Here is a 25,229-nt window from a genome sequence, read left to right as displayed (position 1 = left end):
CAGCTTGTAGCCTGCCTGCACCCGCAGGAAAGACCCGGCCATGGCGACCTCGCTCATCCGCAGCCGCGCCATGATCACCAGGACCCTCTCCGCCACCGAATGGGAGGAGATCGCCGATGGCGCCCTCATCCAGGAGGACGGCATCATCACCGCGACCGGCACCTACGACGACCTGCACCGCCGCCACCCGACCCTGGCGGTGGTGGGCACCGGGCGGGAGGTGATGCTGCCCGGCTTCGTCAACGGCCACCACCATGTCGGGCTGACGCCCTTGCAGCTCGGCTCCCCCGACATGCCGCTGGAGCTGTGGTTCGTCACGCGGATGGTGGCCCGCACCCTGAACGTCTACCTCGACACGCTGTATTCGGCCTTCGAGATGATCGGCTCCGGCATCACCACCGTGCAGCACCTGCACGGCTGGTCCCCCGGCCGGCTGCCGGAGGTCGAGGCCCGCTCCGCCGAGCTGATCCGCGCCTATGAGGACATCGGCATGCGGGTCTCCTATTGCCTGGCGCTGCGCGACCAGAACCGGCTGGTCTATGGCGCCGACCAGGAGCTGGTGGCCAGCCTGCCGCCCGCGCTGCGCGGCCCGATGCAACGCTGGTTCGACCGCTTCCAGCTCAGCCTGGAGGACAACCTCGACCTGTTCCGCAACCTGCACCGCAGCCACGGCGCCAGGCGCCGGGTGAAGGTGCAGCTCGCCCCGGCCAACCTCCACTGGTGCTCGGATCGGGCGCTGACGGCGATGGCCGGGCTGTCGCGCGAATACGACGCGCCGATGCACATGCACCTGGTCGAGACCGCCTACCAGAAGGAATACGCCCGCCGGCGCGGCGGCGGCACCGCGGTGGAGTACCTCGACCGCTTCGGCCTGCTCGGCCCCAACCTGACCATCGGCCACGGCACCTGGCTGACCGCGCGCGACATCGACCGGCTGGCCGAGACCGGGAGCTGCGTCTGCCACAACTGCTCCTCCAACTTCCGCCTGCGCTCCGGCGTCGCCCCGCTGAACCGGCTGGAGGCGGCCGGCATCAACACCGCCATCGGCCTGGACGAGGCCGGGATCAACGACGACCGCGACATGCTGCAGGAGATGCGGCTGGTGCTGCGGGCGCATCGGGTCCCGGGGATGGACCCGGCCGCGGTGCCGCAGATGGCCCAGGTGCTGCGCATGGCGACCATCGGCGGCGCCCGCACCACCGCCTGGCGGGACAGCCTCGGCACGCTGGAGGTGGGCAAGGGCTGCGACCTCTCGCTGGTCGATTGGGACGGCATCGCCTATCCCTACCTCGACCCGCTGACCCCGCTGCTCGATGCCGTCATCCAGCGGGCGAAATCCAGCGCGGTGCGGACCGTGGCCTGCGACGGCGAGGTGATCTACCAGGACGGGCGCTTCACCCGCGTCGACCGCGACGGCGCCCTGAAGCAGCTGCACGACGAGCTCTCGCACGCCCTCTCGGACGACGAGGTCGAGCGCCGCAAGCTGTCCAAGGCGCTGCTGCCGCATGTGCAGCGCTTCTACGCCGACTACATCGACCCGGCCCGGCACGAGCCCTTCTACCGGCCGAGCTCCCGCGTCTAGTCCTCGACCCTGTAGCGGAAGTCGCAATGCGTGGCCCCGCCCATGAGGGTTTGGGTGCGGGTCAGCTTCAGCTTGTCCGAGTAGCCCTCGCAGAAGGCGCCGTCGCGGTTGCAGGAGAGCACGCCGCCGAGCTCGGCCAGCCCCATCTCCCGGTACATCTCGGAATACTTGCACCGCGTCACGTTGAAGCCGTAGCCCGTGGGGCTCTGCTCCACCACCTCGATCCGCAACGCATCGCCGCGGGTCCAGCGCTCCTGCTGGCTGATGAAATGGTCCAGCGTCGGTCCCTCCGGCGACTCCGCCGCCATCTCCGCCGCCGCCTGCTTCGCCAGCTTCACCACGGCCCGTGTCAGGATCGCCTTGGCCCGCTCGGCGCCGAGTTCGGCCGCCATCTCCTCGTAGATCCCCTTGGCGAAGGCCGCCTCGATGCGGCGCTGTTCCAGGATGCCGATGCTCATGCTTGCCCCCATGCCGTTGCGGCCGGACTATCGCCGCATCGGGGAGGAAAGCACATATGGAGATCCGCAGCGTCTGCGTCGCCGGGGGCGGGGTCATGGGCCTCGGCATCCTCCGCGGCTTTGCCAGCCGGGGCGTCGAGTGCTGGCTGCTCAGCCGCGACCCCGCCACGCCGAAGCCCGGCCTGCCCGAGGGCACCCGCCGCATCGGCGCAGCCGAGGGCCCGCCGCCCGACCTGCTGATCGAGAGCATCCCGGAGGATATGGCCCTCAAGCAGGAATTCCTCGCCGGTATCGAGGCGGCCTGGGGCGGGCGGACGCTGATCGCCTCCAATACCTCGGTGCTGCCGCTGCAGGTGCTGGCGGATGGGCTGCGCCATCCGGAAGCCTTCTGCGGCCTGCACTACATGATGCCGGCGGAAACCTTCGCCTTCGTCGAGCTCATCGCGGTCCGGCAATCGGCGCCGGCCATGCTGGACGCCATCGCCGCCCTGCTGGCCCGCTGCGGCCGCACCGCGCTGCGGCTGGCCAAGCCCATCCCCGGGGCGCTCATCAACCGGCTGCAGCACGCCATGGCGAACGAGGCCTACCAGATGGTCGCCGAGGGCGCGGTCGACGTGGCGACGGTCGACCTCGTCATCCGCCGGCTGCTCGGCCCGCGCATGGCGGTCACCGGGCTGATCGAGCAGAAGGACCTCTCGGGCCTCGGCACCCATGCCGCCTCCCAGGCCGGGCTGGTGCCGGCGCTGCACCACGAGGGACGCGCCGCCGACTGGATGCTGGACCTGCCGCGCCGCGGCGAGGCGGGCGCCGAGGCCGGGCTCGGCTTCTACGACTGGCGCGGGACGGACCCGGCCGCCTACCGCGCCTTCGCCGCGCAGTATGTCGGCAAATTCCTCGCCCTCCAGGCGGAAGCCGAGGCGGCCCGCGCCCTGGTCGCGCCGCGGCCGCGGCAGCATCCCGTCACGGATTGACCCTGCGGCGAACGGCTCGATAGGCTCGCCGCTCCCGGCGGAGACCAGCGCGCATGAGCAGCAGCTTCGAGTTCCAGTCTCCCTGCCGGGCGCGAGTTTCGGCGGCATCGTCCGCCACGCCGGCGATGCCGCCGGCTTCGTCGCCGCTGCCGAGGCCGCGCCGGCGACCCTGCCGCGGCTGCTGGCCGAGGCGCATGGCCTGCTGCTGGTCCCCGGCATGGGCGCCATGGCCGGGGATGCCGGGCTGCTGCTCCGGCTCAGCCGGATCTTCGGCCCGGAGGTCGAGAACTACCGGGAGACCGGGATGGCCGCGAACATGGTCCACCCGGAGGTGCCGGAGATCTTTGTCGTCTCCAACACGCCCCCCGCGCTGCGCCAGCCGCCCGCCCTGCCCGACCCGCCACTGACCGCCGAGGGCCGGCTGCCGGTGCAATTCCCGCATCGCCGCGGCTGGCACACCGATCAGAGCTACCGCCGGCCGCCGCCGGATGTCTCGCTCTTCCTCGGCGTGCTGCCGGCGCCGCAGGGCCAGGGCCAGACCCTCTTCGCCGACGGGACCGCCGCCTACGACGCCCTCCCGCCCGCGATGCAGGCGCGGATCGAGGGTCTCGATGGCCTGCACGTCTCCTCCGGCCACGGCCGCAAGCGGGATGCGGTGCTGGCCGGGGAGGTGCCGAAGGTGCTGGCGCCGCACCAGGCGCCGCAGCGCCAGCCGCTGGTGCGCCTCCACCCGGTCACCGGCCGCCGCGCCCTCTACCTCTGCGAATACGGCCAGATGGACTGGCTGGAAGGGCCCATCGCCGGCCTGGAGCCCGGCCCGCACGGCGCCGGCGGCGCGCTGCTGACGGAGCTCATGGCCCACCTGACCCAGCCGCGCTTCGTCTATGTGCATGAATGGACCGAGGGCGACCTGGTCATCTGGGACAACCGCTGCACGATCCATGCCGCCACCTGGTTCGATGCCGACCGGGTGCGGCGGATCATGTGGCGCACCACGGTCAGCGGCAACCCCGGGCCGGCCTATGCCGGCGAGGCGAAGAGCTGGATCGCCGCCTAGGCCCGGGCGGGGGCAGGGGCGGCGGAAGCATTTCTTGACCCCGCCCCCCGCGGCCCACACATATCTGGCTCATTCCCCGGAGCCACCATGGGTCTCGAGACCGACCTGCTGATCGACCGCCGCCGCCTGAAGCGCCGGCTGGCGCTGTGGCGCGGCTTCGCGGTGCTGCTGGTGGCCGGCGCCGCCATGCTCTGGCTGGCGCGGTCCAGCGAGATCCCCGGCCTCGGCGCCGGCCATGTGACCCGGCTGACCGTCGACGGCTTCATCTCCGACGACCGCAAGCTGCACGAGGCGATCGACAAGCTGGGCAAGGACGGCAGCGTCCGCGCCGTGCTGGTCGCGATCGACAGCCCCGGCGGCAGCGTCGGCGGCGGCGAGGCGCTGCACGCGGCGCTGACCCGGCTGCGGGCGACCAAGCCGGTGGTCGCGGTCATGCGCGGCACCGCCGCCTCGGCCGGCTACATGACCGCCGTCGCGGCGGAGCGCATCTTCGCCCGGGAATCGACCATCACCGGCTCGATCGGCGTCATCCTGCAGACCGTCGACCCCTCCGAGCTGCTCGCCCGGCTCGGCGTGCGGGGGGAGGCGCTGGTCTCCGGCCCGCTGAAGGACCAGCCCAACCCCTTCCACCCGCTCTCGCCCGAGGGCCGCGCGGCGCTGCAGGGGGTGATTGGCGACATGTACGCGCAATTCGTCGGCAAGGTCGTCGCCGGCCGCCGCCTGCCGGAGGCCGAGGTCCGCGCCCTGGCCGACGGCCGGGTCTTCACCGGCCGGCAGGCGCTGGCCGCCGGGCTGGTCGATGCCATCGGCGGCGAGCCCGAGGCCCGTGCCTGGCAGGCGGCGGAGAAGCAGGTGCCGGAATCCCTGCCGGTCCAGGACCTCGACATCCGCGGCACGGCGCAACGGCTGCTCGGCGCCAGCCTGGGTGCTTTCGTAAAAACCCTGATTTCAGAATGGGTTGGCGTTGACGGTTTCAACCTGCTCTGGCAACTTCCACCCCAGGCCTCGGTGCGGTAATCACGTCACCGATACCCGGGAAGGGCAGCGATGACCAAAAGCGAGCTGATCGCGCATCTGGCGGCGGAGAACCCGCACCTGCGCCAACCGGATATCGAGCTGATCGTGGCGACGGTCTTCGAGGAGATCACCGCCGCCCTGGCCCGCGGCGACCGGGTGGAGCTGCGCGGCTTCGGCGCCTTCTCCGCCAAGCAGCGGGATGCCCGCACCGGCCGCAACCCCCGCACCGGTGCCGCCGTTCCGGTGGAGGGCAAGGCCGTGCCCTATTTCAAGCCGGGCAAGGAGTTGCGGGAGAGGGTGAACGGCGGCGCGCCGCAGCCCAGCCCCCGCGGCACCCGCTCCCCGGCCAATGCATGAGGCGATGATGCTCCGCTGGATCCTGCTTGCCCCCCTGCTGATCCTGTTGATCCTGTTCGGCCTCTCGAACCGGCAGGAGGTCTACCTCTACCTCTGGCCCTTCGACCTGGCCTGGGCGGCGCCGCTCTCGGTGGCCATCCTGATCTTCGGGGCCTTCTTCTTCCTGCTCGGCGCCGGCGTCACCTGGGCGGCCGGGCTGGTGCACCGCGGCCGCGCCCGCAAGGCCGAGGATGCCGCCCGCGTCCTCTCGGCCGAGCTGGCGGAATACCGCGCCGCGGCGGCGAAGCAGATCGGCCCGGTGCCGCAGCCGGCCGGCACCAACCTGGCGCGGTTGCAGCGACCGGCGGCCTAGCGGGTGCTGCAACGCCCGACGACCGCGGCCGCCCGGATCATCCCCGCGCTCGATACCCCGGATGCCGACCGCGCCGCCGCCCTGGCGGCAGCGCTGGCGCCGCATTGCGGCCCGCTGAAGCTGGGGCTCGAGCTGTTCGCCGCCGAGGGTCCCGCGGCGATGCGGCGGATCGCGCCGCTGGCGCCGGTCTTCCTCGACCTCAAGCTGCATGACATCCCGAATACCGTGGCCGGCGCGGTGCGGTCGCTGCTGCCGCTGCGCCCGGCGATGCTGACCCTGCATGCCGGCGGCGGCACCGCCATGCTGGCCGCCGCCCGCGCCGCGGCCGAGGCGGCGGGGGCCGATCGCCCCATCCTGCTGGCGGTGACGGTGCTGACCAGCATGGATGCCGCCGCCCTGGCCGCGACCGGCGTCGCCGGCGACCCGGCCGGGCAGGTGCTGCGCCTCGCCGGTCTGGCGCTGGCCGCCGGGGCCGACGGCCTGGTCTGCTCGCCGCAGGAGGTCGCCGCCATCCGCGCCGAATTCGGCCCCGCGCCCTACCTGGTGGTGCCCGGCGTCCGCCCCGCCGGCAGCGCCGCCGGCGACCAGGCCCGCACCGCCACCCCGGCCGAGGCGGTGGCCGCCGGCGCCGACTGGATCGTGGTCGGCCGCCCCATCACCGGCGCGGCGGATCCGGTCGCGGCGCTGCGCGCCATCGCCGGCAGCCTGCCGCGATGACCCTGGTGAAGATCTGCGGCATCAACGACGCCGCCGGCTTCGACGCCGTGGCCGAGGCCGGGGCCGACATGGTCGGGCTGGTCTTCTACCCGCCCTCGCCGCGGGCGGTGACCGCGGCCGAGGCGGCGGCCCTCTCCGCCCGGGTCCAGGGCGGGCCGATGCGGGTCGGGCTCTTCGTCGACCCGACCGATGCCGAGCTGGAGGCGGTGCTGGCCGCCCTGCCGCTCGGGATGATCCAGCTCCATGGGGCGGAAAGCCCGGCCCGCTGCGCCGCCATCCGCGCCCGCTTCGGCCTGCCGGTGATGAAGGCGGTCGGGGTCGGGGACCCGCGCGACCTGGAGGGGCTCGCCTTCTACACGCCGACGGTCGACCGCTTCCTGCTGGATGCCAAGCCGCCGCCGGACAGCGACCTGCCCGGCGGCAACGCCACGGCCTTCGACTGGAGCCTGACCGCCGGCCGGACCATCCCGCGCCCCTGGCTGCTGGCCGGCGGGCTGACGCCGGAGACGGTGGCCGAGGCCATCCGCCAGTCCGGCGCGCCGGGGGTCGATGTCTCCTCCGGCGTCGAGCGGTCGCGGGGGGTGAAGGACCCGGCGCGGATCGCCGCCTTCGTCGCCGCCGTCCGAGGCGCCGAGGCCTAGCCGCCTTTCCCCTCCCGGCCGGCTGCTCTATGACGGCGGCCAGATCAGGGGAAAGCCCCCAGGGGAAAGCTCGTGAACAAGCCGCTGCCCAACTCCTTCCGTCAGGGCCCGGACAGTCGTGGCCGCTTCGGTCAATTCGGCGGCCGTTTCGTCGCCGAGACGCTGATGCCGCTGATCCTCGAGGTCGAGCAGGCCTATGACAGCGCCAAGGCGGACCCGGCCTTCGACGCCGAATGGCGCCGGCTGCTGAAGGACTACGTCGGCCGCCCCAGCCCGCTCTGGTACGCCGGGCGGCTGACCGAGCACCTGCGCGCGGAGGCCAAGGACCCCAACCTCGGCGCCAAGGTCTATTTCAAGCGCGACGAGCTGAACCACACCGGCGCCCACAAGATCAACGCCGTGCTCGGCCAGATCCTGCTGGCCCGGCGCATGGGCAAGACCCGCATCATCGCCGAGACCGGCGCCGGCCAGCACGGCGTGGCGACGGCGACCGCCTGCGCCCTGTTCAACCTGCCCTGCACCGTCTTCATGGGCGCGACCGACGTCGAGCGGCAGCAGCCCAACGTCTTCCGCATGAAGCTGCTCGGCGCCGAGGTGATCCCGGTGACCTCCGGCGCCGCGACGCTGAAGGATGCGATGAACGAGGCGCTGCGCTACTGGGTCGCCAATATCGAGGACACCTACTACTGCATCGGCACCGTCGCCGGCCCGCACCCCTATCCGGTGATGGTCCGCGACTTCCAGTCGGTGATCGGCGAGGAAGCCCGGGTGCAGATGCAGGAGGCCGAGGGCCGGCTGCCGGATGCGCTGGTCGCGGCGATCGGCGGCGGCTCCAATGCCATGGGCCTGTTCTACCCCTTCCTCGACGATCCCTCGGTGGCGATGTACGGCGTCGAGGCCGCCGGCCATGGCGTCGACACCGAGCAGCACGCGGCCTCCCTGACCAAGGGCCGCCCCGGCGTGCTGCACGGCAACCGCACCTACCTGCTGCAGGATGGCGACGGCCAGATCACCGAGGCGCATTCGATCAGCGCCGGCCTCGACTACCCCGGCGTCGGGCCCGAGCATTCCTGGCTGCATGAGCTGGGCCGGGTGCAATACGTCCATGCGACCGACGACGACGCGCTGGCCGCCTTCCAGCTCTGCTCGAAGCTCGAGGGCATCATCCCGGCGCTGGAGCCGGCGCATGCCCTGGCCCATGTCATCCGCCAGGCCCCGACCCTGCCGCGCGACAGCATCATCCTGATGAATCTCTGCGGCCGGGGCGACAAGGACATCTTCACCGTGGCCCGCCATCTGGGAGTCGAGATGTGAGCCGCATCGCTTCGAAGTTCGCGGCGCTGAAGGCGGCGGGCCGCGGCGCGCTGGTCACCTACCTGCAGGGCTACGACCCGGACGGCGCCACCTCGCTCGCCATCCTCCGCGGCCTGCCCGGGGCCGGCGCCGACCTGATCGAGGTCGGCGTCCCCTTCACCGACCCGATGGCCGATGGCCCCTCCATCCAGCGCGCGGCCCAGCGGGCGCTGAAGGCCGGCGCGTCGCTCCCCGGCGTGCTGGCCCTGGTGCGGGACTTCCGCCGCGACGACGACACCACGCCGATCATCCTGATGGGCTACTACAACCCCATCCTCGCCTTCGGCGTCGACAGCTTCTGCACCGAGGCGGCGGCCTCCGGCGTCGACGGCCTCATCGTCGTCGATGTCCCGCCGGAGGAGGCCGACGAGATCGAGCCCCAGGCCAAGGCCGCCGGCCTCGACCTGATCCGGCTGGTGGCGCCGACCACCGACGACGAACGCCTGCCCCGCGTGCTGGCCGCCACCAGCGGCTTCGTCTACTACGTCTCGATCACCGGCATCACCGGCACCCGCAGCGCCTCCGCCGCCTCGCTGGAAGCCGCCATCCCCCGCATCCGCCAGCACACCGGGCTGCCGATCGCCATCGGCTTCGGCATCCGCACCCCGATGCAGGCCGCCGAGGCGGCGAAGCTGGCCGATGGCGCCGTGGTCGGCACCGCCCTGGTCGATACCCTGGCCGCCAGCCTGAACGAGGACGGCACCGCCCGGTCGGAGACGGTGCGGCTGGTGCTGGACCAGGTGCGGGCGCTGGCCGAGGCGGTCCACGCGGGATAGGGCTGGATTCGGTGCGGCTGCCGTCCTATGTCAGGCTTTGACACTGAGGAGGGTGCCCGGTGCCGAATGTCAGCCTGACCCCCGAGCTGAACCGCTTCGCCGAGGGCTGCGTCGCGGCAGGCCGGTACAACAACGTCTCCGAGGTGGTCCGCGCCGCGCTGCGCCTGCTGCAGGAGCGGGAGGAGCAGCGGGCGGCCTTCACATCCATGCTGGACGAGGCGGAGGCCGATGTCGCCGCCGGCCGGGTCTATGAGCTGGACGAGGTCATGGCCGAGATGGACGAGGTGATCGCCGCTGCGGAGGCCGCCCAAGCCCGCAAGGCATGACCCGCCCGGCCCGCATCGCCGCGGCCGCCCGACGTGACCTGCGCTCCGCCCTGGCCTGGATCACCCGCGACAACCCGGCCGCCGCGCTCAGGCTGAGGGAGGCCGTGATCCGGGCCGCGGACCGCATCGGAGAGCATCCCGGCATCGGCGTCCCGCGTCCCGACATGCTGCCGCCCAGCCGCCGCCTGCTCGCCCTGCCCGGATGGCCCTATGTGATCGTCACCGCGGATGATATCGACCCGCCGATCATCCTCCGCATCCTGCACGGCGCGCACGACCTGCCGCCGCTGCTGCGCGACGCCGCCGAACCCTGACCCGCGCCACCAAGTCCCGGAGACCCGCATGAACTGGATCAGCGAATGGGCGCTGCCGAAGATCAAGACGCTCTTCGGCGCCCCGCGCGAGGTGCCGGAGAACCTCTGGCACACATGCCCGGCCTGCGAGCAGATGATCTTCCACCGCGACCTCGAGCGGAACCTGCACGTCTGCACCCATTGCGGCCACCACATGCGGGTCGGCGCCCGGCAGCGGCTGGACTACACGCTGGACGCCGGCTGGTCGCGGATCGAGCTGCCGAAGGCGCCGCAGGACCCGCTGCGCTTCCGTGACCAGCGCCGCTACGTCGACCGGCTGCGGGAGACCCAGACCCGGACGGCGCAGGAGGATGCGGTGGTGGTCGCCCACGGCATGATCGAGGGCAGCAAGGTCGTCGCCGCCGCCTTCGAATTCAGCTTCATGGGGGGGTCCATGGGCGCCGGGGTGGGGGAGGCGCTGGTCACCGCCGCCCGGCTCGCGGTGCTGCAGGACGCGCCGCTGATCGTCTTCACCGCCTCGGGCGGCGCCCGCATGCAGGAAGGCGCCATCAGCCTGATGCAGATGCCGCGCACCGTCATCGCCACGCGCATGGTGAAGGAGGCCGGCCTCCCCTATATCGTCGTGCTCTGCGACCCCACGACCGGCGGCGTCACCGCCAGCTTCGCCATGCTGGGCGACATCCAGATCGCCGAACCGGGTGCGCTGATCGGCTTCGCCGGCGCCCGGGTGATCGAGCAGACGGTGCGGGAGAAGCTGCCGGAAGGCTTCCAGCGGGCCGAGTACCTGCTGGAGCATGGCATCCTCGACATGGTGGTGAAGCGGCCCGAGATGCGGGCGACGCTCGCCCGGCTGATCGGCCTGCTGCGGGTGCCGGAGCGGCTGGCGGTGCCGGCCGAGGCCTTCGTCGCCCTGCCGGCCCCGGCCGAGGCGGACGACGCGCCCACCCCCGCATGAGCCGGTCCGAGGCGATCCTCGACCGCCTGCACGCGCTCCACCCCGTGCTGATCGACCTGAGCCTGGACCGCCTCCAGGTCCTGCTGGCGAAGCTCGGCCACCCGGAGCGCCGGCTGCCGCCGGTGATCCATGTCGCCGGCACCAACGGCAAGGGCTCCACCTGCGCCTTCCTCCGCGCCATCGCCGAGGCCGCCGGGCAGCGGGTGCATGTCTTCACCTCGCCGCACCTGGTCCGCTTCCACGAACGCATCCGCCTGGCCGGGACGCTGGTCGAGGAAGCGGTGCTGGCCGCGGCGCTGGCGGAGGTGGAGGCGGTGAACGACGCCGCCCCCATCACCGTCTTCGAGGTCATCGCCGCCGTCGCCTTCCTGCTGTTCGGCCGCACCCCGGCCGACCTCCTGGTGCTCGAGGTCGGGCTCGGCGGCCGGTTCGACGCGACCAACGTCATCCCCCCGCCGGTGGCCACCGCCATCACCAGCATCTCCATGGACCACATGGAATTCCTCGGCGACACCTTGGCGAAGATCGCCTTCGAGAAGGCCGGCATCATCAAGCCGGGGGTGCCCTGCGCCACCGGGGCGCAGGACCCCGCCGCCCTGGCCGTCGTGGCCGGATGCGCCGCCGCGGCGGGTGCTCCGCTGCTGGCGCGCGACCGGGACTGGAGCATCGCCCCGCGCCCGGGCGGCGGCCTCTGCTACGCCGATGCCGCCGGCGGGCTCGACCTGCCGCCGCCCGGGCTGCTCGGGCCGCACCAGGCCGACAACGCCGGCATCGCCGTCGCCGCGCTGCGCGCCTGGGGCCCGGCCTGGCTCAACGGGGCGGCCATCGCCGGGGGCATCGCCGCCGCCGAATGGCCCGGCCGGCTGCAACGCCTGCAGGGCCGGCTGGCGGCGCTGCTGCCGCCGGGCTGGGAGCTCTGGCTGGACGGCGGCCACAATGCCGGCGGCGGCGCGGCGCTCGCCGTCCAGGCCGCCGCCTGGGCCGGGCGGCCGCTGCACCTCGTCGTCGGCATGAAGGGCACCAAGGTGGTGGCCGATTTCCTGCGCCCGCTGCTGCCGCATGCCGCCAGCCTCTGGGCGGTGGCCGAGCCCGGGCAGCACCTGGCGACCCCGGTGGAGCGGATCGTCGCGGCCAGCGGCGGCCTCGCCCGGCCCGGCCCGACCGTCGCCGCGGCGCTGGCGGCGCTGCCGCGTGGCGGGGCGCCGGCCCGGGTGCTGGTCTGCGGCAGCCTCTACCTCGCCGGCGAGGTGCTCAAGGGCGACGCCGGCGACTGAGCGCCCATCGGCTCCACGCCGGTCTTGCGCAGCGCCTCCCGCGCCTCGGGCGAGGCGAGGAAGGCGATGAGCGCCCGCGCCGCCGCCGGCTGGGCCGCGTTCGCGGCGATGCCGGCGGAGAAGACGGTCACCTGCTGCACCTCGCGCGGGATCGGGCCGATGGTGTCGATGCCCTGGATCGGCAGCAGCTCGCTCATCTGCTGGAAGCCGATCTCGGCCTCGCCGCGCGCCACCACGCTGCCGACCCGCTCGCTGAGGATCTTGCGGCTCTTCGGCGCCAGCTCGGCCTCGAGGCCCATGCGGCGGTACATCTCGGCCTCGATGTAGACGCCGCTGGCGCTGGCAGAATAGGCGATCGACTTCGCCGCCAGCAGCGCCCGGCGGAAGCCTTCCATGGTGGAAATGTCGGGCCGCGGGGCGCCGCTGCGGACCGCCAGGCCGATCAGCGATTCGGCGATGTCGACCCGGCTGCCCGGCACCGCCTTGCCGCCGGCGATCAGCGCGTCCAGCCCGCCCGCCGCCAGCAGCAGCACGTCGGCCGGCTCGCCGCGGGCCAGCCGCTGCGGGATGGCGTCCGGCGCCTGGCCCATGGAGGCGCCCTGGGCGGTGATCAGCCGGTGGCCGGTGGCGCGTTCGAATTCCGGGCCGAGGATGCGGTAGGCGGCGGTCAGCCCGCCCGAGGTCAGCACATGGACATCGGCGGCGGCGGCCCCGCCCGGGGCCAGCCCCGGGGCCAGCCCCGACGCCAGCACCACCACCAGCCCGGCCACCGCCCGGCGCCCGATCGACAAAACCCGCATGACTCCATTCCCCCCGGTATGGTGGGGAAGGCTAGCCGACCGCCGGGCCCTCCGCCACCGCCCCGGCCGCCGGCCGGCCGGCGACCGCGCTGACCAGCGCCAGGGCCTTGGCCGGGTCGATCCGGCCGTCGTAGAGCGCCCGGCCGATGATCACGCCCTCGATCCCCTCGGAGGCCACCGCCGCCAGCGAGGCCAGGTCGTCCAGCGAGGCGACGCCGCCCGAGGCGATCACCGGCAGCCGCACCGCCCGCGCCAGGGCCAGGGTCTGCTCCAGGTTCACCCCGCCCAGCATGCCGTCGCGGTCGATGTCGGTGTAGATGATGGCCGCCGCCCCGGCATCCTCGAAGCGCAGCGCCAGCTCGGGCGCCGGCATGGTGCTGATGTCGGCCCAGCCCTCGGTCGCCACCATGCCGCCGCGGGCATCGATGCCGACCGCGACTTGGCCGGGGAAGGCCTTGCAGGCCTCGAGCGCGAAGGCCGGGTCCTTCAGCGCGGCCGAGCCGAGGATGACCCGCCGCACCCCGTGGTCGAGCCAGGATTCGACCGTCGCCATGCTGCGGATGCCGCCCCCCAGCTGCACCGGCACGCCGGGGGTGGCGGCCAGGATGCTCTGCACCGCCGCCGCATTGGCCGGCTTGCCGGCGAAGGCGCCGTCGAGGTCCACGACATGCAGCCAGGCGAAGCCGGCGGCGGCGAATTTCCGCGCCTGGGAGGCCGGTTCGGCCGAATAGACCGTCGCCTGGGCCATGTCGCCCCGCTTCAGCCGGACCACCTGCCCGCCCTTGAGATCGATCGCCGGATACAATGTGAGTGTCATCAGGATACCACTTGGCCCGAGACCATCTGGCCGGTACGGCGGCCGCGGCCAGGCTCGATCAATTTGTAGTAGTAGGCGCCGGCCACCGTCTGGCCGCGCACCCGGGCATAGGCCGGATGCTCGCCCCAACGGACATAGCCCAGCGTCTCGAAGAGCGCGATGGCGGTCGCCTGGGTTTCCCGCACGTCGAGATTGAGCACCCGGTGCCCGAGCGCCGCGGCGCGTTCCTCCACCCGCTGGATCATCAACCGGGCCAGCCCGTGCCCCCGGCCGTAGGGAGCGATGTAGGCATGGGTGAGCTGGGCGGCGAAGGCCTGCGCCTCGTTGTTGCGGTGCGGCCGCACCAGCTGGGCGCTGCCCACCACCATGCCGTCCAGCCGGGCGACGAAGAGCTCCCGCTCCGGCACCAGCATGACGCCGCGGAAGTGGCGCTCCAGCGCGGCGCGGCCCTGCGGCTCGACCCAGCCGAAGCCACCGCCCTCGATGATGGCGGCATCGGTCGCCTCGCAGAGCTCGGCGATGTCGTGGTCGTCGAGCTCGGCGACCCGCTCGACCGACAGGTGCGCGGGGATGACGTGCGGCAGTTCGGTGGCCGGGCCGCTCATGGCGCCCACCGCAGGAAATTGGCGAGGAGCCGGAGGCCCAGCGTGGCGCTCTTCTCGACGTGGAACTGGGTGCCGGCGACATTGCCGCGGGCGACGATGGCGACCACCGGCCCGCCGTAGTCGGTGGTCGCCGCCACCTCGGCCGGCGCGGCGCCGCGGAGCGCGTAGGAATGGACGAAATAGGCATGCTCGCCGGGGCGCAGCCCCTCCAGCAGCGGATGCGTGCCTGGGGCGAAATCGAGCGTGTTCCATCCCATCTGCGGTAGCGGCAGCGGCGCGCCGGCCGCATCGCGCGGGTCCATCGGCGCCATCTCCCCGGCGATCCAGCCGAGGCCGGGGGTGACGCCATGCTCCAGCCCGCGCTCGGCCAGGACCTGCATGCCGACGCAGATGCCGAGCAGCGGCACGCCGCGGCCGCGCACCCGGTCCTCCAGGGTTTCGATCATGCCGGGCAGCACCTGCAGGCCGCGCATGCAGGCGGCGAAGGCGCCCTGTCCCGGCAGGATGATGCGGTCGGCCGCGGCGACCTCGGCGGCCTCGCGGGTGACGGCGGCCTCGACCGGGACGCCGGCGATCTCCGCGGCGCGGCCGAGGGCGCGCAGGACCGAGGCGAGGTTGCCCGAGCCGGGATCGACGACCGCGACCCTCATGCCGCGCGCATCCGCACGGGGATGCCGGGCATCGGGCCGGGTGCCGGGGGCGCCGGCCGTGCGTCCAGCAGCCGGGCGTCCAGCACCCGGGCCAGGGCGCGGTCGACGTCGCGCTCGGCGACCACCTGCGTCGCGGCGAAGCGGCGCCGGGCCAGCGCGGCGCGGCGGAGGTCCTGGGCATGGAAGCCGAGCAGCAGCTGCCAGGTCAGCACCGCGACCGGGGCGGCCGCCGCCGGCAGCCCGGCCAGCGGCAGCCCCGCCGCCAGCGTCGCCGCGCCGGCCAGGTAGATCACCGCCGCCAGCCACAGCCGGTGCCACAGCAGCCAGGGCAGGCCGAACAGGAAGGCGGTCCAGGAGAAGCCCTCGGGCACCAGCACCGGCAGCCCGAGCCGGGCCTCGACACCGGCTGACCGCCCGCGGCCTGCGGCCTCGGGCGGGGTATGGACGGTCCAGACGCGCATCAGGCCTCCAACACCCCCTTGGTGGAGGGAATCGCATCGGGCGAGCGCGGGTCGGTCTCCACGGCCATCCGCAGCGACCGGGCCAGCGCCTTGAAGCAAGCCTCAGCGACATGGTGCGCGTTGGTGCCCGCCTTCAAGGTCATGTGCAGGGTAACGCCGGCGTTGAAGGCGAAGGCGCGGAAGAACTCCTCGAACAATTCGGTGTCCATCTCGCCGATCTTGTCGCGGGCGAAGGGCACCGACCAGGCGAGGAAGGGCCGGCCGGAGATATCGACCGCCGCCTCCGCCAGGGCCTCGTCCATCGGCAGCAGGGCCTGGCCGTAGCGGCGGATGCCGCGCTTGTCGCCCAGCGCCGCGCGCAGCGCCTGGCCGAGCACGATGCCGACATCCTCGGTGGTGTGGTGGAAGTCGATGTGCAGGTCGCCCCGGGCCGCGACCTCGAGGTCGAACAGCGCGTGCCGGCCGAGCGCGGTCAGCATGTGGTCGAGGAAGCCGATGCCGGTCGCGGCCTGCACCTGCCCGGTGCCGTCGAGCGACAGGCGGAGGGTGATGGCCGTCTCGGCCGTGGTGCGGGAGATCTCGGCGGTGCGGGGGGCGGACATGCGCCGGGGAATAGCGGATGCGGGACCGAGGGGGAATGGGGGCGTGCCGATCGGGGCGGCCATGGCCGGCTTTTCATGTTCGTGAAACGTTCTGGCCGGGGGCCGAAGGCCGCCTCCGCCATTCGGCCAGGAGCCGCCGCCGCTGCTTGCTTCGCGGCCCCGGCAGCGCCATCTGGCGCCATCATGACAACGCAACACGACCCCCTCGGCTGGCACGGCACCACCATCCTCTCGGTCCGCAAGGACGGCCTCGTCGCCATGGCCGGCGACGGGCAGGTCTCGCTCGGCCAGACGGTGGTGAAGGGCAATGCCCGCAAGGTCCGCCGGATCGCCAATGGCCGGGTCCTCGCCGGCTTCGCCGGGGCGACCGCCGATGCCTTCACCCTGCTCGAGCGGCTGGAGGCGAAGCTGGAACGCTTCCCCGACCAGCTCGAGCGCGCCTGCGTGGAACTCGCCAAGGACTGGCGCTCGGACCGCTACCTGCGCCGGCTGGAGGCGCTGCTCTCGGTCGCCGACGGCAAGCGCAGCCTGCTGCTGACCGGCCAGGGCGACGTGCTGGAGCCCGAGGATGCGGTCATCGGCATCGGCTCGGGCGGCAATTTCGCCCTCGCCGCCGCCCGCGCCCTGCTGCCGGTCGAGGGCCTGACCGCCGAGGACATCGTCCGCCGCGCCATGAAGATAGCGGGCGACATCTGCGTCTATACCAACGGCAACATCATCGTCGAAACCCTGGAAGCGGCCTGAGACATGACCACGGAAACCGTCAACCTCTCGCCGCGTGAGATCGTCTCCGAGCTCGACCGCTACATCATCGGCCAGAACGACGCCAAGCGCGCCGTCGCCATCGCGCTCCGCAACCGCTGGCGCCGCCAGCAGCTGCCCGAGGGCATCCGCGAGGAGGTGGTGCCGAAGAACATCCTGATGATCGGCCCGACCGGCTGCGGCAAGACCGAGATCGCCCGCCGCCTCGCCAGGCTGGCGAACGCGCCCTTCCTGAAGGTCGAGGCGACCAAGTTCACCGAGGTCGGCTACGTCGGCCGCGACGTCGACAGCATCATCCGCGACCTGGTCGAGGTGAGCATCACCCAGACCCGCGAGGCCTCCCGCAAGGGGGTCCAGGCCAAGGCCGAGCTCGCCGCCGAGGAGAAGCTGGTGACCGCGCTGGTCGGCGAGGGCGCCTCCGGCGAGACCCGGCTCAAGTTCCGCCGCATGCTGCGCGAGGGCCAGCTCGAGACCCGCGAGGTCGAGGTCCAGGTGACCGATGCCGGGGGTGGCATGCCGCTCGGCATGATGGACCTGCCGGGCGCCCAGGGCATGCAGATGCAGGGCATGCAGGACATGCTCGGCAAGATGTTCGGCGGCCGCACCAAGCCGCGCAAGATGACCGTCGGCGAGGCCCGCATCACCCTCGTCAAGGAGGAGGCCGACAAGCTGGTGGACCAGGAGGCGCTGACCCGCGCCGCCATCGCCAACGTCGAGAACAACGGCATCGTCTTCCTCGACGAGATCGACAAGGTCGCCCGCAGCAGCGAGGGCGGGGTCAAGGGCGGCGACGTCTCCCGCGAGGGGGTGCAGCGCGACCTGCTGCCGCTGATCGAGGGCACCACCGTCACCACCAAGCACGGGCCGGTGAAGACCGACCACATCCTCTTCATCGCCTCCGGCGCCTTCCACCTCTCGAAGCCCTCCGACCTGCTGCCCGAGCTGCAGGGCCGGCTGCCGATCCGCGTCGAGCTGACGGCGCTGACCCGCGACGACATGCGCCGCATCCTGACCGAGCCGGAGCACTCCCTCATCAAGCAGTACACCGCGCTGCTGGGGACCGAGGGGCTGACGCTCGACATCACCGCCGATGCGGTGGATGCGATCGCCGACCTCGCGACGGACATCAACGCCAAGGTCGAGAACATCGGCGCCCGGCGGCTGGCGACGGTGCTGGAGCGGCTGCTGGAGGAGATCTCCTTCACCGCCTCCGACCGCGGCGGCGAGAGCGTGGCGGTGGATGCCGGCTACGTCCGGGAGAAGGTGGCGCCGCTGGCCGGCAGCGCCGACCTCAGCCGCTACATCCTCTAGGTGGCGGCCAGCCGGAAGGTCGCCTCGCTCGGCCTGCTGCTGCCCTACCTGAAGCCCTACCGCGGGCGGGTGGCGCTGGCCGCGGTGGCGCTGGTCGCCGCCTCCGGCCTGGTGCTCGGCCTCGGCCAGGGGGTGCGGCATCTGGTCGACGAGGGCTTCGGCGGCGGCAGCGCCGCGGCGCTCGACCGCACCGCGCTGGCGATGTTCGGCCTGGTCGCGGCGCTGGCCGCGGCCACCTGCGGCCGCTTCTTCCTGATGGCCTGGCTGGGCGAGCGCGTCGCCGCCGACCTGCGGCGCGACGTCTTCGACCACCTGCTGACCCTCTCGCCGGCCTATTACGAGACCACCCGCACCGGCGACATCCTCTCCCGCCTCACCGCCGATGTCGCGCTGCTGCAGGCGCTGACCGGCTCCGCCATCTCCATGGGGCTGCGCAACATCCTCACCGGCGGCGGCGCCTTCGCCATGCTGCTGTTCACCAGCCCCAAATTGGCGGGCATCATTGCCGTGGTGGTGCCGCTGGTGGTGGTGCCGATGATCGCCTTCGGCCGGCGGGAGAAGCGCCTCTCGCGCACCGCGCAGGAACGCGTCGCCGACCTCAGCGACACCGCGGAGGAGACCATCAACGGCCTCCGCGCCGTGCAGGCCTTCACCCACGAGGCGGTGGACCGGGCGCGCTACAGCGTCCAGATCGAAAGCTCGGTCGCCGCCGCGCTGCGGCGGATCGGCACCAGGGCACTGCTGATCCTGGCGGTGATCCTGCTCGGCTTCGGCGCCGTCACCTTCAGCCTCTGGGTCGGCGGGCGGGACGTGATCGAGGGGCGGATGACCGGCGGCGAGCTCTCGGCCTTCGTGCTCTACGCCGTCATGCTGGCCACCTCCGGCGCCAGCCTCTCCGAGGTCTGGGGCGAGGTGCAGCGCGCCGCCGGCGCCGCCGAGCGGCTGCTGGAGCTGCTGGCCCAGCGCCCGGCCATCGCCGCCCCCGCCGCGCCGCTGGCCCTGCCCAGCCCGACCCGCGGCCGCATCGCCTTCGAGGCGGTCACCTTCCGCTACCCGACCCGGCCGGACCACCCCGCGCTCGATCGCTTCTCCCTGGTGGTGGAACCCGGCGAGACGGTGGCGCTGGTCGGGCCCTCGGGCGCCGGCAAGACCACCGTGCTGCAGCTGCTGCTGCGCTTCTACGACCCGCAGTCGGGCCGGGTGCGGCTCGACGGGGTGGACATCGCCCAGGTGGACCCGACCGCGCTGCGAAGGCGCCTCGGCCTGGTGCCGCAGGACCCCGTCATCTTCAGCGCCACCGCGCGGGAGAACATCCGCTTCGGCCGGCCGGATGCGACCGATGCCGAGATCGACGCCGCCGTCCGCGCCGCCGCGGCGGATTTCCTGGGCGCGCTGCCGCAGGGCCTCGACACCCATCTCGGCACCAAGGGGGTGATGCTCTCGGGCGGGCAGCGCCAGCGCGTCGCCATCGCCCGGGCCATCCTGCGCGACCCGGCGGTGCTGCTGCTGGACGAGGCGACCAGCGCGCTGGACGCGGAATCGGAGCAGGCGGTGCAGCATGCGCTGACGGTGCTGGCCCGCGACCGCACCACGCTGGTGGTGGCGCACCGGCTGGCGACGGTGCGGCGGGCCGACCGGATCATCGTGCTGGAGGCCGGGCGGATCGTGGCGACCGGGACGCATGAGGCGCTGGTCCGGGAAGGCGGCCTGTACGGGCGGCTGGCGGCGCTGCAATTCGGCTGAGGGAGGGCAGGTCACGCCGGCAGCCTGTCCGGCCCGCCTCCGGACCGTCCGCCCGGTTGCAACGATCGTCCCTGCTTCGCGTTTTCGGGTGGTCATTCCACAGCACTCCGTCACCTGATCGGCTGCCCTCCCGTGTCGCCACGGAGCCGGACGGCTGCCGCAGGAGGCTGCGCCAGCGTAGGGGGGGCGGCTCTTGGCCGACATGAACGAAACCGACCACGCGGAATTGCTGCGCCAGCAGACGGTCCTGGCCCGCTTCGGCGAATTCGCCATCAAGTCCGATGACCTGGACGGGATCCTGACCGAGGCCTGCAGCCTGATCGGGGGTGCCCTCGGCACCGACCTCGCCAAGGTCATGGAGCTGCGCGAGGACGGCGAGACCCTGTTCGTCCGCGCCGGCGTGGGCTGGAAGCCGGGCGTGGTCGGCGAAGCGACGGTCAAGGCCTCGGACCACACCTCGGAAGGCCATGCGCTGAAGACGGGCAGGCCGATGATCTCCCCCGACATCGCCGAGGAGAGGCGCTTCAGCTATCCGCCCTTCCTGACCGAGAACGGGGTCAAGGCGGTGGCCAATGTCCCGATCATCGGCAAGGAGGGAGAGCCTCCCTTCGGCATCCTGCAGATCGACAGCCGCGAGCCGCGCCGCTTCACCGATGCCGACACCGCCTTCCTCCGCACCTATGCCAACCTCATCTCGGCCGCGATGGACCGCCTGCGCGCGACCGAGGACCTCCGCGACCGCGAGGCGCGGCTGCGCCGGAGCGAGGAGCGGTTCCGCCGCGTCAGCGAGATCGAGACGGTCGGGGTGATCTTCTTCGACACCGAGGGCCGGATCACCGACGGCAACGCCGCCTTCCTGCGGATGTCCGGCTTCACCCGCGAGGACGTCGAGGCGCGCCGGCTGCGATGGGACAGGCTCACCCCGCCGGAGTGGATGGCGCAGACCCTGGCCTGCCTGGAGGAGCTGAAGGCGACCGGCCAGGGCACCCCCTTCGAGAAGGAATACTTCCGCAAGGACGGCTCGCGTTGGTGGGGGCTCTTTGCCGGGCGGATGCTGGACGACGGCACCGCGGTCGAGCTCGTGCTCGACATCACCACCCGCAAGGCGGCCGAGCAGGCGACCCGCGACAGCGAGGCGCGGCTGCGCTCCCTGGTGGAGGGCATCCCGCAGCTCGTCTTCCGCTCGCGCAGTTCGGGGGAGCGGATCTGGGGCAGCCCGCAGTGGCTCGACTATGCCGGGCAGTCGGAGACGGAGAGCGTCGGCCTGGGCTGGCTCGATGCCATCCACCCCGGCGACCGGGCGGCGACCCTGGCGGCCTGGGGCGCGGCGGAGGCGCGCGGCCTGTTCGCGGTCGAGCACCGCACCTTCCGTGCCGCCGACCGGAGCTGGCGCTGGTTCCAGAGCCGCGCCACGCCGGTGCGGGACGCCGGCGGCCGCATCCTCGAATGGTTCGGCACCTCGACCGACATCGACGACCAGGTGCGCGCCCGCGAGCTGCTGGCCCGTGGCCACGAGCAGCTGGAGGCGCAGGTCGCCGCGCGCACCGCCGAGCTGGAGGAGGCCCTGGCCACCCTGCAGACGGAGATGGCGCAGCGCGAGCGGGCCGAGGCGGCGCTCCGCCAGGCCCAGAAGATGGACGCGGTGGGCCAACTCACGGGCGGGATCGCGCATGACTTCAACAACATGCTCCAGGGCATCGGGGGCAGCCTCGACATGGTGCGGCGGCGGATCGCCGACGGCCGGATCGACGAGGTGCAGCGCTACCTCGATCCCGCGCGCCAGGCGGTGGAGCGGGCCGCCGGCCTGACCCGGCGGCTCCTCGCCTTCGCCCGGCGGCAGCGGCTGGACCCGAAGCCGCTGGACTCGGACGCGCTGGTGGCGGGGCTGGCGGATCTGATCCGGCGGACGGTGGGGCCCGCGGTCCGGCTGGAGCTGCACCTGCGCGACGGCAAGGCGCGGGTGCTCTGCGATCCCGGCGAACTCGAGAGCGCGCTGCTGAACCTCTGCATCAACGCCCGCGACGCCATGACGGAGGGCGGCAGGCTGGTCATCGACACCGCCGATGTCCGCCTGCAGGCCACGGAGGCCGGCGGGCCGGAGGACGCGGCGCCGGGCGACTACGTGGCGATCACGGTCACCGACACCGGCCGGGGCATGCCCGCGGGGGTGCTGGAACGGGCCTTCGAGCCCTTCTTCACCACCAAGCCCCTGGGCCAGGGGACGGGGCTCGGGCTGAGCCAGGTCTACGGCTTCGTGCGGCAGTCGGGCGGGGTCGTCCAGCTCGAGAGCACGCCGGGGAAGGGGACGTCGGTGCGGCTCTGCCTGCCGCAGCACCAGCAGCGGGGGCCCGTCGACAGCCCTGCCGCCGCCGAGGCGCCGAGGACGGCGGGGATCGACCAGACCGTCCTGCTGGTGGACGACGACGACACCGGGCGGCAGGCCTCGGCCGAGCGCCTGCGCGAGCTCGGCTACCGGGTGCTGGAGGCGGTGGACGGGCCCGCGGCCATGCATCTGCTGGAGGGCGGCGTGCGCGTCGACATGCTGGTTACCGACGTGGGCCTGCCGAACGGAATGAACGGGCGGCAGGTCGCCGAGGCGGTGCAGGAGCGGCGGCCCGGGATACCGCTGCTGTTCATCACCGGCTACGCGGGAACCGAGCTCCCGCCGGGCAGCGAGGTGATCGACAAGCCCTTCGCCCTCGATACCCTGGCGCGGCGGGTCCAGGCGGCCCTGGCGCGGCGCTGAGGCCCGGGGCACCGGCAGGCCCGCCTGCCGCGGCGCGGCGATGCCGATGGCGTCGATCGGGCGGCCGGCCGTCAGCCCGGGATGATCGCCGCCAGCTCGGCAGCCGCCGTCAGCATCGGGTAGTGGCCGGTGTCCAGCTCGTGCCAGCTCGCCCCCAGCGCCTCCCGCGCCCGCTGCTGATGCGCCAGCGGCGGGTTCTGGCTGCGGCGGCACCAGATGACCGCGGCGCGCCCCGGCTCCCGCCACGCGGGCATGGACCAGAAGCGCGGCAGATCCACCCTGGCCACCATGGTGGCGATCGGCTGCTGGGTGATCCGCGCCAGGGTCCAGGCGCGCAGTTCGGGGTCGAGGTCGGCAAACAGCCGCCCCTCCGCATCCGCCCTGGAGGGCCCGCTGGTCAGCGCGGTATTCACCGCCGTCGGCCGGTCGACGATATCCGGCAGCGCCTCCCCGTCCCGCAGCGCCAGCGCATCGGCGAAGACCACACGGGCGATGCGCTCGGGCGCCAGCTCGGCCAGCCGTGCCATGACCATCCCCCCGGTCGAGGTCCCGGCCACCACCACGCCGGCCAGGTCCTCATGGAACAGCAGCCCGGCCAGCTCCGCCGCTTGGCTCTCCGTGGTGATGCCCGGCCGGACCAGGGGCGCCCGCTCGCCGCAGCCGTCGAGGCTGGGGGCCAGCACCACATGCCCCGCCGCGCGCAGCCGGGCGGCGACGCGGGTCCAGATCCAGCCGCCCTGATAGGCGCCGTGGATCAGCAGGATATTGGCCATGTCCGTCCTCCCTTTTCCCGGCATCATGGACCGGGTGCAGAAAGGTTGACAGGGCCGGTCGCCCGACCAACCCTGCCGCCAAAGCCATCAGGGAAACGCACCGATGCCCAGCCTCGTGATCCGCAACGGCACCATCGTCGACGGCAGCGGCGGCACGCCCTTCAAGGGCGATATCGCGATCGAGGACGGCCGCATCACCCAGGTCGGGGTGGTGACGGCCCGCGGCGCGGAGGAGATCGATGCCAAGGGCATGATCGTCACCCCCGGCTTCGTCGACATCCACACCCACTACGATGCCCAGGCGACCTGGAGCAGCCATCTCGACAGCTCCTCGCTGAATGGCGTCACCACCGTGCTGATCGGCAATTGCGGCGTCGGCTTCGCCCCCTGCCGCCCCGGCGCCCGCGATGCGCTGGTCAAGCTGATGGAAGGCGTCGAGGACCTGCCCGAGGTGGTGCTCACCGAGGGCCTGCCCTGGAACTGGGAGAGCTTCCCGCAATTCCTCGACGTGCTCGGCGCCCGCCAATACGACATGGACATCGCCACGCAGGTCACCCACGCCCCGCTGCGGGTGCATGTGATGGGCGACCGCGCCGCCGCCTATGCCGAGGCGACGCCGGCCGAATGCGAGGAGATGGCGCGCCTGGCCGCCGAGGGCATCCGCGCCGGGGCGCTCGGCTTCTCCACCTCGCGCGCCATCGCCCACAAGACCCTGGCCGGGGTGCATACCCCGACGCTGGGCACCCCCGAGGCCGAGCTCGAGACCATCGGCCGCGCGGTGGGCGAGGCCGGGGCGAGCTGGCTGCAGGTCATCTCCGACTTCGACGAGCCGGAGGACGAATTCGCCCGCCTCCAGCGCATCGCCGCCGCCTCCGGCAAGCCGATGACCTTCAGCCTGTTGCAGCGGGAAAGCCGCCCCTGGCTCTGGCGCTTCCTGCTGGAGAAGGTGGAGGCGGCGAATGCCGCCGGCATCCCGATGACCGGCCAGGTGATGGGCCGGCCGGTCGGGCTGATGTTCGGCTTCGAGCTGTCGCAGCACCCCTTCGTCGCCCGCCCCGCCTGGAAGGAGGTGGCGCACCTGCCCTTCGCCGAGAAGATGGCGGCGATCCGTGCCCCCGGCTTCAAGGAGCGGATCCTGGCCGAGGACGTGCCCGACCCGGCGCTGCGCGCCCGGATGAACACCTGGTCCATGATCTTCAAGCTCGGCGATCCGCCGGACTACGAGCCGCCGGCCGAGACCAGCGTCGGCGCCGTCGCCGCCGCCACCGGCCGCGACCCGGCCGAGCTCTGCTGGGAATGGATGATGGAGCGGGACGGCCACGCCATCCTGAACCGCCCGATCATCAACTACGCCGACCACGACCTGGAGGCGGTGCGGGAGATGGTGGTGCATCCGCAGACCCTGCTGGGCCTCGGCGACGGCGGCGCGCATGTTGGCATCATCTGCGACAGCTCCTCGACCACCCACATGCTGTCCTACTGGACCCGGGACCGCACCCGCGGCGCCAGGCTGCCGCTGGAATTCGCGGTCAAGCGCCTGACGCGGGACAACGCGCTCGCGCTCGGCCTCGCCGACCGCGGCCTGATCGCCGAGGGCAAGAAGGCCGACCTCAACATCATCGACTACGACCGGCTGCAGATCCGCGTGCCGGAGATGCGCTATGACCTGCCGGCGGGCGGCAAGCGGCTGATCCAGGAGGCCGACGGCTACGTGGCCACCATCGTCGCCGGCGAGGTCGTCACCCGCGAGGGCAAGCCGACCGGGGCGCTGCCCGGCCGGCTGGTGCGCGGCGCCCAGGCCTGAGGCGG

Annotated in this window: 27 protein-coding genes; 19 read left to right on the top strand and 8 right to left on the bottom strand. The window is 72.9% G+C overall.

All coding sequences use genetic code 11. The annotated features are described in order from the left end of the window. Window positions 1-40 precede the first annotated feature (40 nt). Window positions 41-1,582, top strand: a complete 1,542-nt coding sequence (locus QWZ14_RS20785; protein ID WP_290318775.1) for an amidohydrolase family protein — start codon at window positions 41-43, stop codon at window positions 1,580-1,582. Here QWZ14_RS20785 and QWZ14_RS20780 read toward each other — a convergent pair. Next, entirely contained in the window at window positions 1,579-2,040 is a 462-nt protein-coding gene (locus QWZ14_RS20780; protein ID WP_290318774.1) for an L-2-amino-thiazoline-4-carboxylic acid hydrolase, read from the bottom strand. The genes QWZ14_RS20785 and QWZ14_RS20780 overlap by 4 nt on opposite strands. 56 nt (window positions 2,041-2,096) lie before the next feature. Here QWZ14_RS20780 and QWZ14_RS20775 point away from each other — a divergent pair, with 56 nt between their 5' ends. The 13 genes from QWZ14_RS20775 (at window position 2,097) to QWZ14_RS20715 (ending at window position 12,150) form a co-directional block, all read left to right on the top strand. Further along, window positions 2,097-3,011, top strand: coding sequence for a 3-hydroxyacyl-CoA dehydrogenase family protein (locus QWZ14_RS20775; protein WP_290318773.1), 915 nt, complete (start codon window positions 2,097-2,099; stop codon window positions 3,009-3,011). Next, window positions 2,920-4,068 (top strand): TauD/TfdA dioxygenase family protein, encoded by a 1,149-nt coding sequence (locus tag QWZ14_RS20770; RefSeq protein ID WP_290318772.1) that lies wholly within the window; start codon window positions 2,920-2,922, stop codon window positions 4,066-4,068. Before QWZ14_RS20775 ends, QWZ14_RS20770 begins: the two co-directional genes overlap by 92 nt. Window positions 4,069-4,155: 87 nt before the next feature. Beyond that, window positions 4,156-5,085, top strand: a complete 930-nt coding sequence (gene sppA / locus QWZ14_RS20765; protein WP_290318771.1) for a signal peptide peptidase SppA — start codon at window positions 4,156-4,158, stop codon at window positions 5,083-5,085. Window positions 5,086-5,115: 30 nt separating this feature from the next. Further along, complete coding sequence (ihfB, locus tag QWZ14_RS20760; RefSeq protein ID WP_290318770.1) at window positions 5,116-5,442, top strand: integration host factor subunit beta; 327 nt, start codon at window positions 5,116-5,118, stop codon at window positions 5,440-5,442. Window positions 5,443-5,449: 7 nt separating this feature from the next. Continuing rightward, entirely contained in the window at window positions 5,450-5,794 is a 345-nt protein-coding gene (locus tag QWZ14_RS20755; RefSeq protein ID WP_290318769.1) for a LapA family protein, read from the top strand. A 3-nt stretch (window positions 5,795-5,797) separates the two neighbouring features. Next, entirely contained in the window at window positions 5,798-6,511 is a 714-nt protein-coding gene (gene pyrF, locus QWZ14_RS20750) for an orotidine-5'-phosphate decarboxylase (RefSeq protein WP_290318768.1), read from the top strand. Beyond that, window positions 6,508-7,152: a phosphoribosylanthranilate isomerase gene (locus tag QWZ14_RS20745; RefSeq protein WP_290318767.1), complete on the top strand. Its 645-nt coding sequence runs from the start codon at window positions 6,508-6,510 to the stop codon at window positions 7,150-7,152. Before pyrF ends, QWZ14_RS20745 begins: the two co-directional genes overlap by 4 nt. Before the next feature lie 72 nt (window positions 7,153-7,224). Then, window positions 7,225-8,466, top strand: a complete 1,242-nt coding sequence (gene trpB / locus QWZ14_RS20740; protein ID WP_290318766.1) for a tryptophan synthase subunit beta — start codon at window positions 7,225-7,227, stop codon at window positions 8,464-8,466. Then, on the top strand, window positions 8,463-9,281 hold the full coding sequence (gene trpA / locus QWZ14_RS20735; RefSeq protein WP_290318765.1) for a tryptophan synthase subunit alpha: 819 nt from the start codon (window positions 8,463-8,465) through the stop codon (window positions 9,279-9,281). The genes trpB and trpA overlap by 4 nt, the downstream gene beginning before the upstream one ends. Window positions 9,282-9,340: 59 nt before the next feature. Then, complete coding sequence (locus tag QWZ14_RS20730; protein ID WP_290318764.1) at window positions 9,341-9,607, top strand: type II toxin-antitoxin system ParD family antitoxin; 267 nt, start codon at window positions 9,341-9,343, stop codon at window positions 9,605-9,607. After that, window positions 9,604-9,921, top strand: a complete 318-nt coding sequence (locus tag QWZ14_RS20725) for a type II toxin-antitoxin system RelE/ParE family toxin (RefSeq protein WP_290318763.1) — start codon at window positions 9,604-9,606, stop codon at window positions 9,919-9,921. The genes QWZ14_RS20730 and QWZ14_RS20725 overlap by 4 nt, the downstream gene beginning before the upstream one ends. Window positions 9,922-9,949: 28 nt before the next feature. After that, window positions 9,950-10,876 carry an acetyl-CoA carboxylase, carboxyltransferase subunit beta gene (gene accD, locus QWZ14_RS20720; RefSeq protein ID WP_290318762.1) on the top strand — a complete coding sequence of 309 codons (927 nt, stop codon included), beginning with the start codon at window positions 9,950-9,952 and terminating at the stop codon, window positions 10,874-10,876. After that, window positions 10,873-12,150, top strand: coding sequence for a bifunctional folylpolyglutamate synthase/dihydrofolate synthase (locus QWZ14_RS20715; RefSeq protein ID WP_290318761.1), 1,278 nt, complete (start codon window positions 10,873-10,875; stop codon window positions 12,148-12,150). The genes accD and QWZ14_RS20715 overlap by 4 nt, the downstream gene beginning before the upstream one ends. On the opposite strand, the gene QWZ14_RS20710 is transcribed toward QWZ14_RS20715, so the two are convergent. From QWZ14_RS20710 to hisB, 6 genes are read right to left on the bottom strand one after another with little or no spacing between them, the layout of a single operon-like run. Next, window positions 12,108-12,950, bottom strand: coding sequence for a substrate-binding domain-containing protein (locus QWZ14_RS20710; RefSeq protein ID WP_290318760.1), 843 nt, complete (start codon window positions 12,948-12,950; stop codon window positions 12,108-12,110). The genes QWZ14_RS20715 and QWZ14_RS20710 overlap by 43 nt on opposite strands. Window positions 12,951-12,981: 31 nt before the next feature. After that, window positions 12,982-13,767, bottom strand: coding sequence for a 1-(5-phosphoribosyl)-5-[(5-phosphoribosylamino)methylideneamino]imidazole-4-carboxamide isomerase (gene hisA, locus QWZ14_RS20705; protein ID WP_290318759.1), 786 nt, complete (start codon window positions 13,765-13,767; stop codon window positions 12,982-12,984). Next, window positions 13,767-14,372 carry a GNAT family N-acetyltransferase gene (locus QWZ14_RS20700; RefSeq protein WP_290318758.1) on the bottom strand — a complete coding sequence of 202 codons (606 nt, stop codon included), beginning with the start codon at window positions 14,370-14,372 and terminating at the stop codon, window positions 13,767-13,769. Before QWZ14_RS20700 ends, hisA begins: the two co-directional genes overlap by 1 nt. Beyond that, window positions 14,369-15,022 (bottom strand): imidazole glycerol phosphate synthase subunit HisH, encoded by a 654-nt coding sequence (hisH, locus tag QWZ14_RS20695; protein ID WP_290318757.1) that lies wholly within the window; start codon window positions 15,020-15,022, stop codon window positions 14,369-14,371. The genes QWZ14_RS20700 and hisH overlap by 4 nt, the downstream gene beginning before the upstream one ends. After that, on the bottom strand, window positions 15,019-15,483 hold the full coding sequence (locus QWZ14_RS20690) for a DUF2628 domain-containing protein (RefSeq protein WP_290318756.1): 465 nt from the start codon (window positions 15,481-15,483) through the stop codon (window positions 15,019-15,021). Before QWZ14_RS20690 ends, hisH begins: the two co-directional genes overlap by 4 nt. Further along, window positions 15,483-16,085: an imidazoleglycerol-phosphate dehydratase HisB gene (gene hisB, locus QWZ14_RS20685; RefSeq protein WP_290318755.1), complete on the bottom strand. Its 603-nt coding sequence runs from the start codon at window positions 16,083-16,085 to the stop codon at window positions 15,483-15,485. Before hisB ends, QWZ14_RS20690 begins: the two co-directional genes overlap by 1 nt. Before the next feature lie 183 nt (window positions 16,086-16,268). On the opposite strand from hisB, the gene hslV reads away from it, so the two are divergent. The 4 genes from hslV to QWZ14_RS20665 all read left to right on the top strand — a co-directional run bounded on the left by hslV (window position 16,269) and on the right by QWZ14_RS20665 (window position 22,647). After that, window positions 16,269-16,829, top strand: coding sequence for an ATP-dependent protease subunit HslV (gene hslV / locus QWZ14_RS20680; protein ID WP_290318754.1), 561 nt, complete (start codon window positions 16,269-16,271; stop codon window positions 16,827-16,829). A 3-nt stretch (window positions 16,830-16,832) separates the two neighbouring features. Beyond that, complete coding sequence (gene hslU / locus QWZ14_RS20675; protein ID WP_290318753.1) at window positions 16,833-18,158, top strand: ATP-dependent protease ATPase subunit HslU; 1,326 nt, start codon at window positions 16,833-16,835, stop codon at window positions 18,156-18,158. Then, on the top strand, window positions 18,159-19,901 hold the full coding sequence (locus QWZ14_RS20670) for an ABC transporter transmembrane domain-containing protein (RefSeq protein WP_290318752.1): 1,743 nt from the start codon (window positions 18,159-18,161) through the stop codon (window positions 19,899-19,901). It begins immediately after the preceding gene. Window positions 19,902-20,103: 202 nt separating this feature from the next. After that, window positions 20,104-22,647 (top strand): PAS domain S-box protein, encoded by a 2,544-nt coding sequence (locus QWZ14_RS20665; protein ID WP_290318751.1) that lies wholly within the window; start codon window positions 20,104-20,106, stop codon window positions 22,645-22,647. 71 nt (window positions 22,648-22,718) lie between these two features. Here the strand turns inward: QWZ14_RS20665 and QWZ14_RS20660 are convergent, their stop codons facing one another. Then, entirely contained in the window at window positions 22,719-23,420 is a 702-nt protein-coding gene (locus QWZ14_RS20660; RefSeq protein WP_290318750.1) for an alpha/beta fold hydrolase, read from the bottom strand. Window positions 23,421-23,523: 103 nt separating this feature from the next. On the opposite strand from QWZ14_RS20660, the gene QWZ14_RS20655 reads away from it, so the two are divergent. Further along, window positions 23,524-25,224 (top strand): N-acyl-D-amino-acid deacylase family protein, encoded by a 1,701-nt coding sequence (locus tag QWZ14_RS20655; RefSeq protein ID WP_290318749.1) that lies wholly within the window; start codon window positions 23,524-23,526, stop codon window positions 25,222-25,224. Window positions 25,225-25,229: the final 5 nt, after the last annotated feature.

This window comes from Paeniroseomonas aquatica (assembly GCF_030409335.1).
In the GTDB taxonomy this organism is placed as follows: domain Bacteria; phylum Pseudomonadota; class Alphaproteobacteria; order Acetobacterales; family Acetobacteraceae; genus Belnapia; species Belnapia aquatica.
This window is presented reverse-complemented; position numbering and strand designations above follow the sequence as displayed.

Coding starts and splice junctions, on each gene's coding strand:
- QWZ14_RS20770 (WP_290318772.1), top strand. CDS start 2,920: ATGTCGGCAAATTCCTCGCCCTCCAGGCGGAAGCCGAGGCGGCCCGCG.
- hslU (WP_290318753.1), top strand. CDS start 16,833: ATGACCACGGAAACCGTCAACCTCTCGCCGCGTGAGATCGTCTCCGAG.
- QWZ14_RS20710 (WP_290318760.1), bottom strand. CDS start 12,950: ATGCGGGTTTTGTCGATCGGGCGCCGGGCGGTGGCCGGGCTGGTGGTG.
- hisH (WP_290318757.1), bottom strand. CDS start 15,022: ATGAGGGTCGCGGTCGTCGATCCCGGCTCGGGCAACCTCGCCTCGGTC.
- QWZ14_RS20700 (WP_290318758.1), bottom strand. CDS start 14,372: ATGAGCGGCCCGGCCACCGAACTGCCGCACGTCATCCCCGCGCACCTG.
- QWZ14_RS20755 (WP_290318769.1), top strand. CDS start 5,450: ATGCTCCGCTGGATCCTGCTTGCCCCCCTGCTGATCCTGTTGATCCTG.
- QWZ14_RS20780 (WP_290318774.1), bottom strand. CDS start 2,040: ATGAGCATCGGCATCCTGGAACAGCGCCGCATCGAGGCGGCCTTCGCC.
- ihfB (WP_290318770.1), top strand. CDS start 5,116: ATGACCAAAAGCGAGCTGATCGCGCATCTGGCGGCGGAGAACCCGCAC.
- QWZ14_RS20665 (WP_290318751.1), top strand. CDS start 20,104: ATGAACGAAACCGACCACGCGGAATTGCTGCGCCAGCAGACGGTCCTG.
- sppA (WP_290318771.1), top strand. CDS start 4,156: ATGGGTCTCGAGACCGACCTGCTGATCGACCGCCGCCGCCTGAAGCGC.
- QWZ14_RS20690 (WP_290318756.1), bottom strand. CDS start 15,483: ATGCGCGTCTGGACCGTCCATACCCCGCCCGAGGCCGCAGGCCGCGGG.
- hslV (WP_290318754.1), top strand. CDS start 16,269: ATGACAACGCAACACGACCCCCTCGGCTGGCACGGCACCACCATCCTC.
- QWZ14_RS20660 (WP_290318750.1), bottom strand. CDS start 23,420: ATGGCCAATATCCTGCTGATCCACGGCGCCTATCAGGGCGGCTGGATC.
- QWZ14_RS20775 (WP_290318773.1), top strand. CDS start 2,097: ATGGAGATCCGCAGCGTCTGCGTCGCCGGGGGCGGGGTCATGGGCCTC.
- hisB (WP_290318755.1), bottom strand. CDS start 16,085: ATGTCCGCCCCCCGCACCGCCGAGATCTCCCGCACCACGGCCGAGACG.
- QWZ14_RS20715 (WP_290318761.1), top strand. CDS start 10,873: ATGAGCCGGTCCGAGGCGATCCTCGACCGCCTGCACGCGCTCCACCCC.
- hisA (WP_290318759.1), bottom strand. CDS start 13,767: ATGACACTCACATTGTATCCGGCGATCGATCTCAAGGGCGGGCAGGTG.
- QWZ14_RS20725 (WP_290318763.1), top strand. CDS start 9,604: ATGACCCGCCCGGCCCGCATCGCCGCGGCCGCCCGACGTGACCTGCGC.
- QWZ14_RS20655 (WP_290318749.1), top strand. CDS start 23,524: ATGCCCAGCCTCGTGATCCGCAACGGCACCATCGTCGACGGCAGCGGC.
- accD (WP_290318762.1), top strand. CDS start 9,950: ATGAACTGGATCAGCGAATGGGCGCTGCCGAAGATCAAGACGCTCTTC.
- QWZ14_RS20745 (WP_290318767.1), top strand. CDS start 6,508: ATGACCCTGGTGAAGATCTGCGGCATCAACGACGCCGCCGGCTTCGAC.
- QWZ14_RS20785 (WP_290318775.1), top strand. CDS start 41: ATGGCGACCTCGCTCATCCGCAGCCGCGCCATGATCACCAGGACCCTC.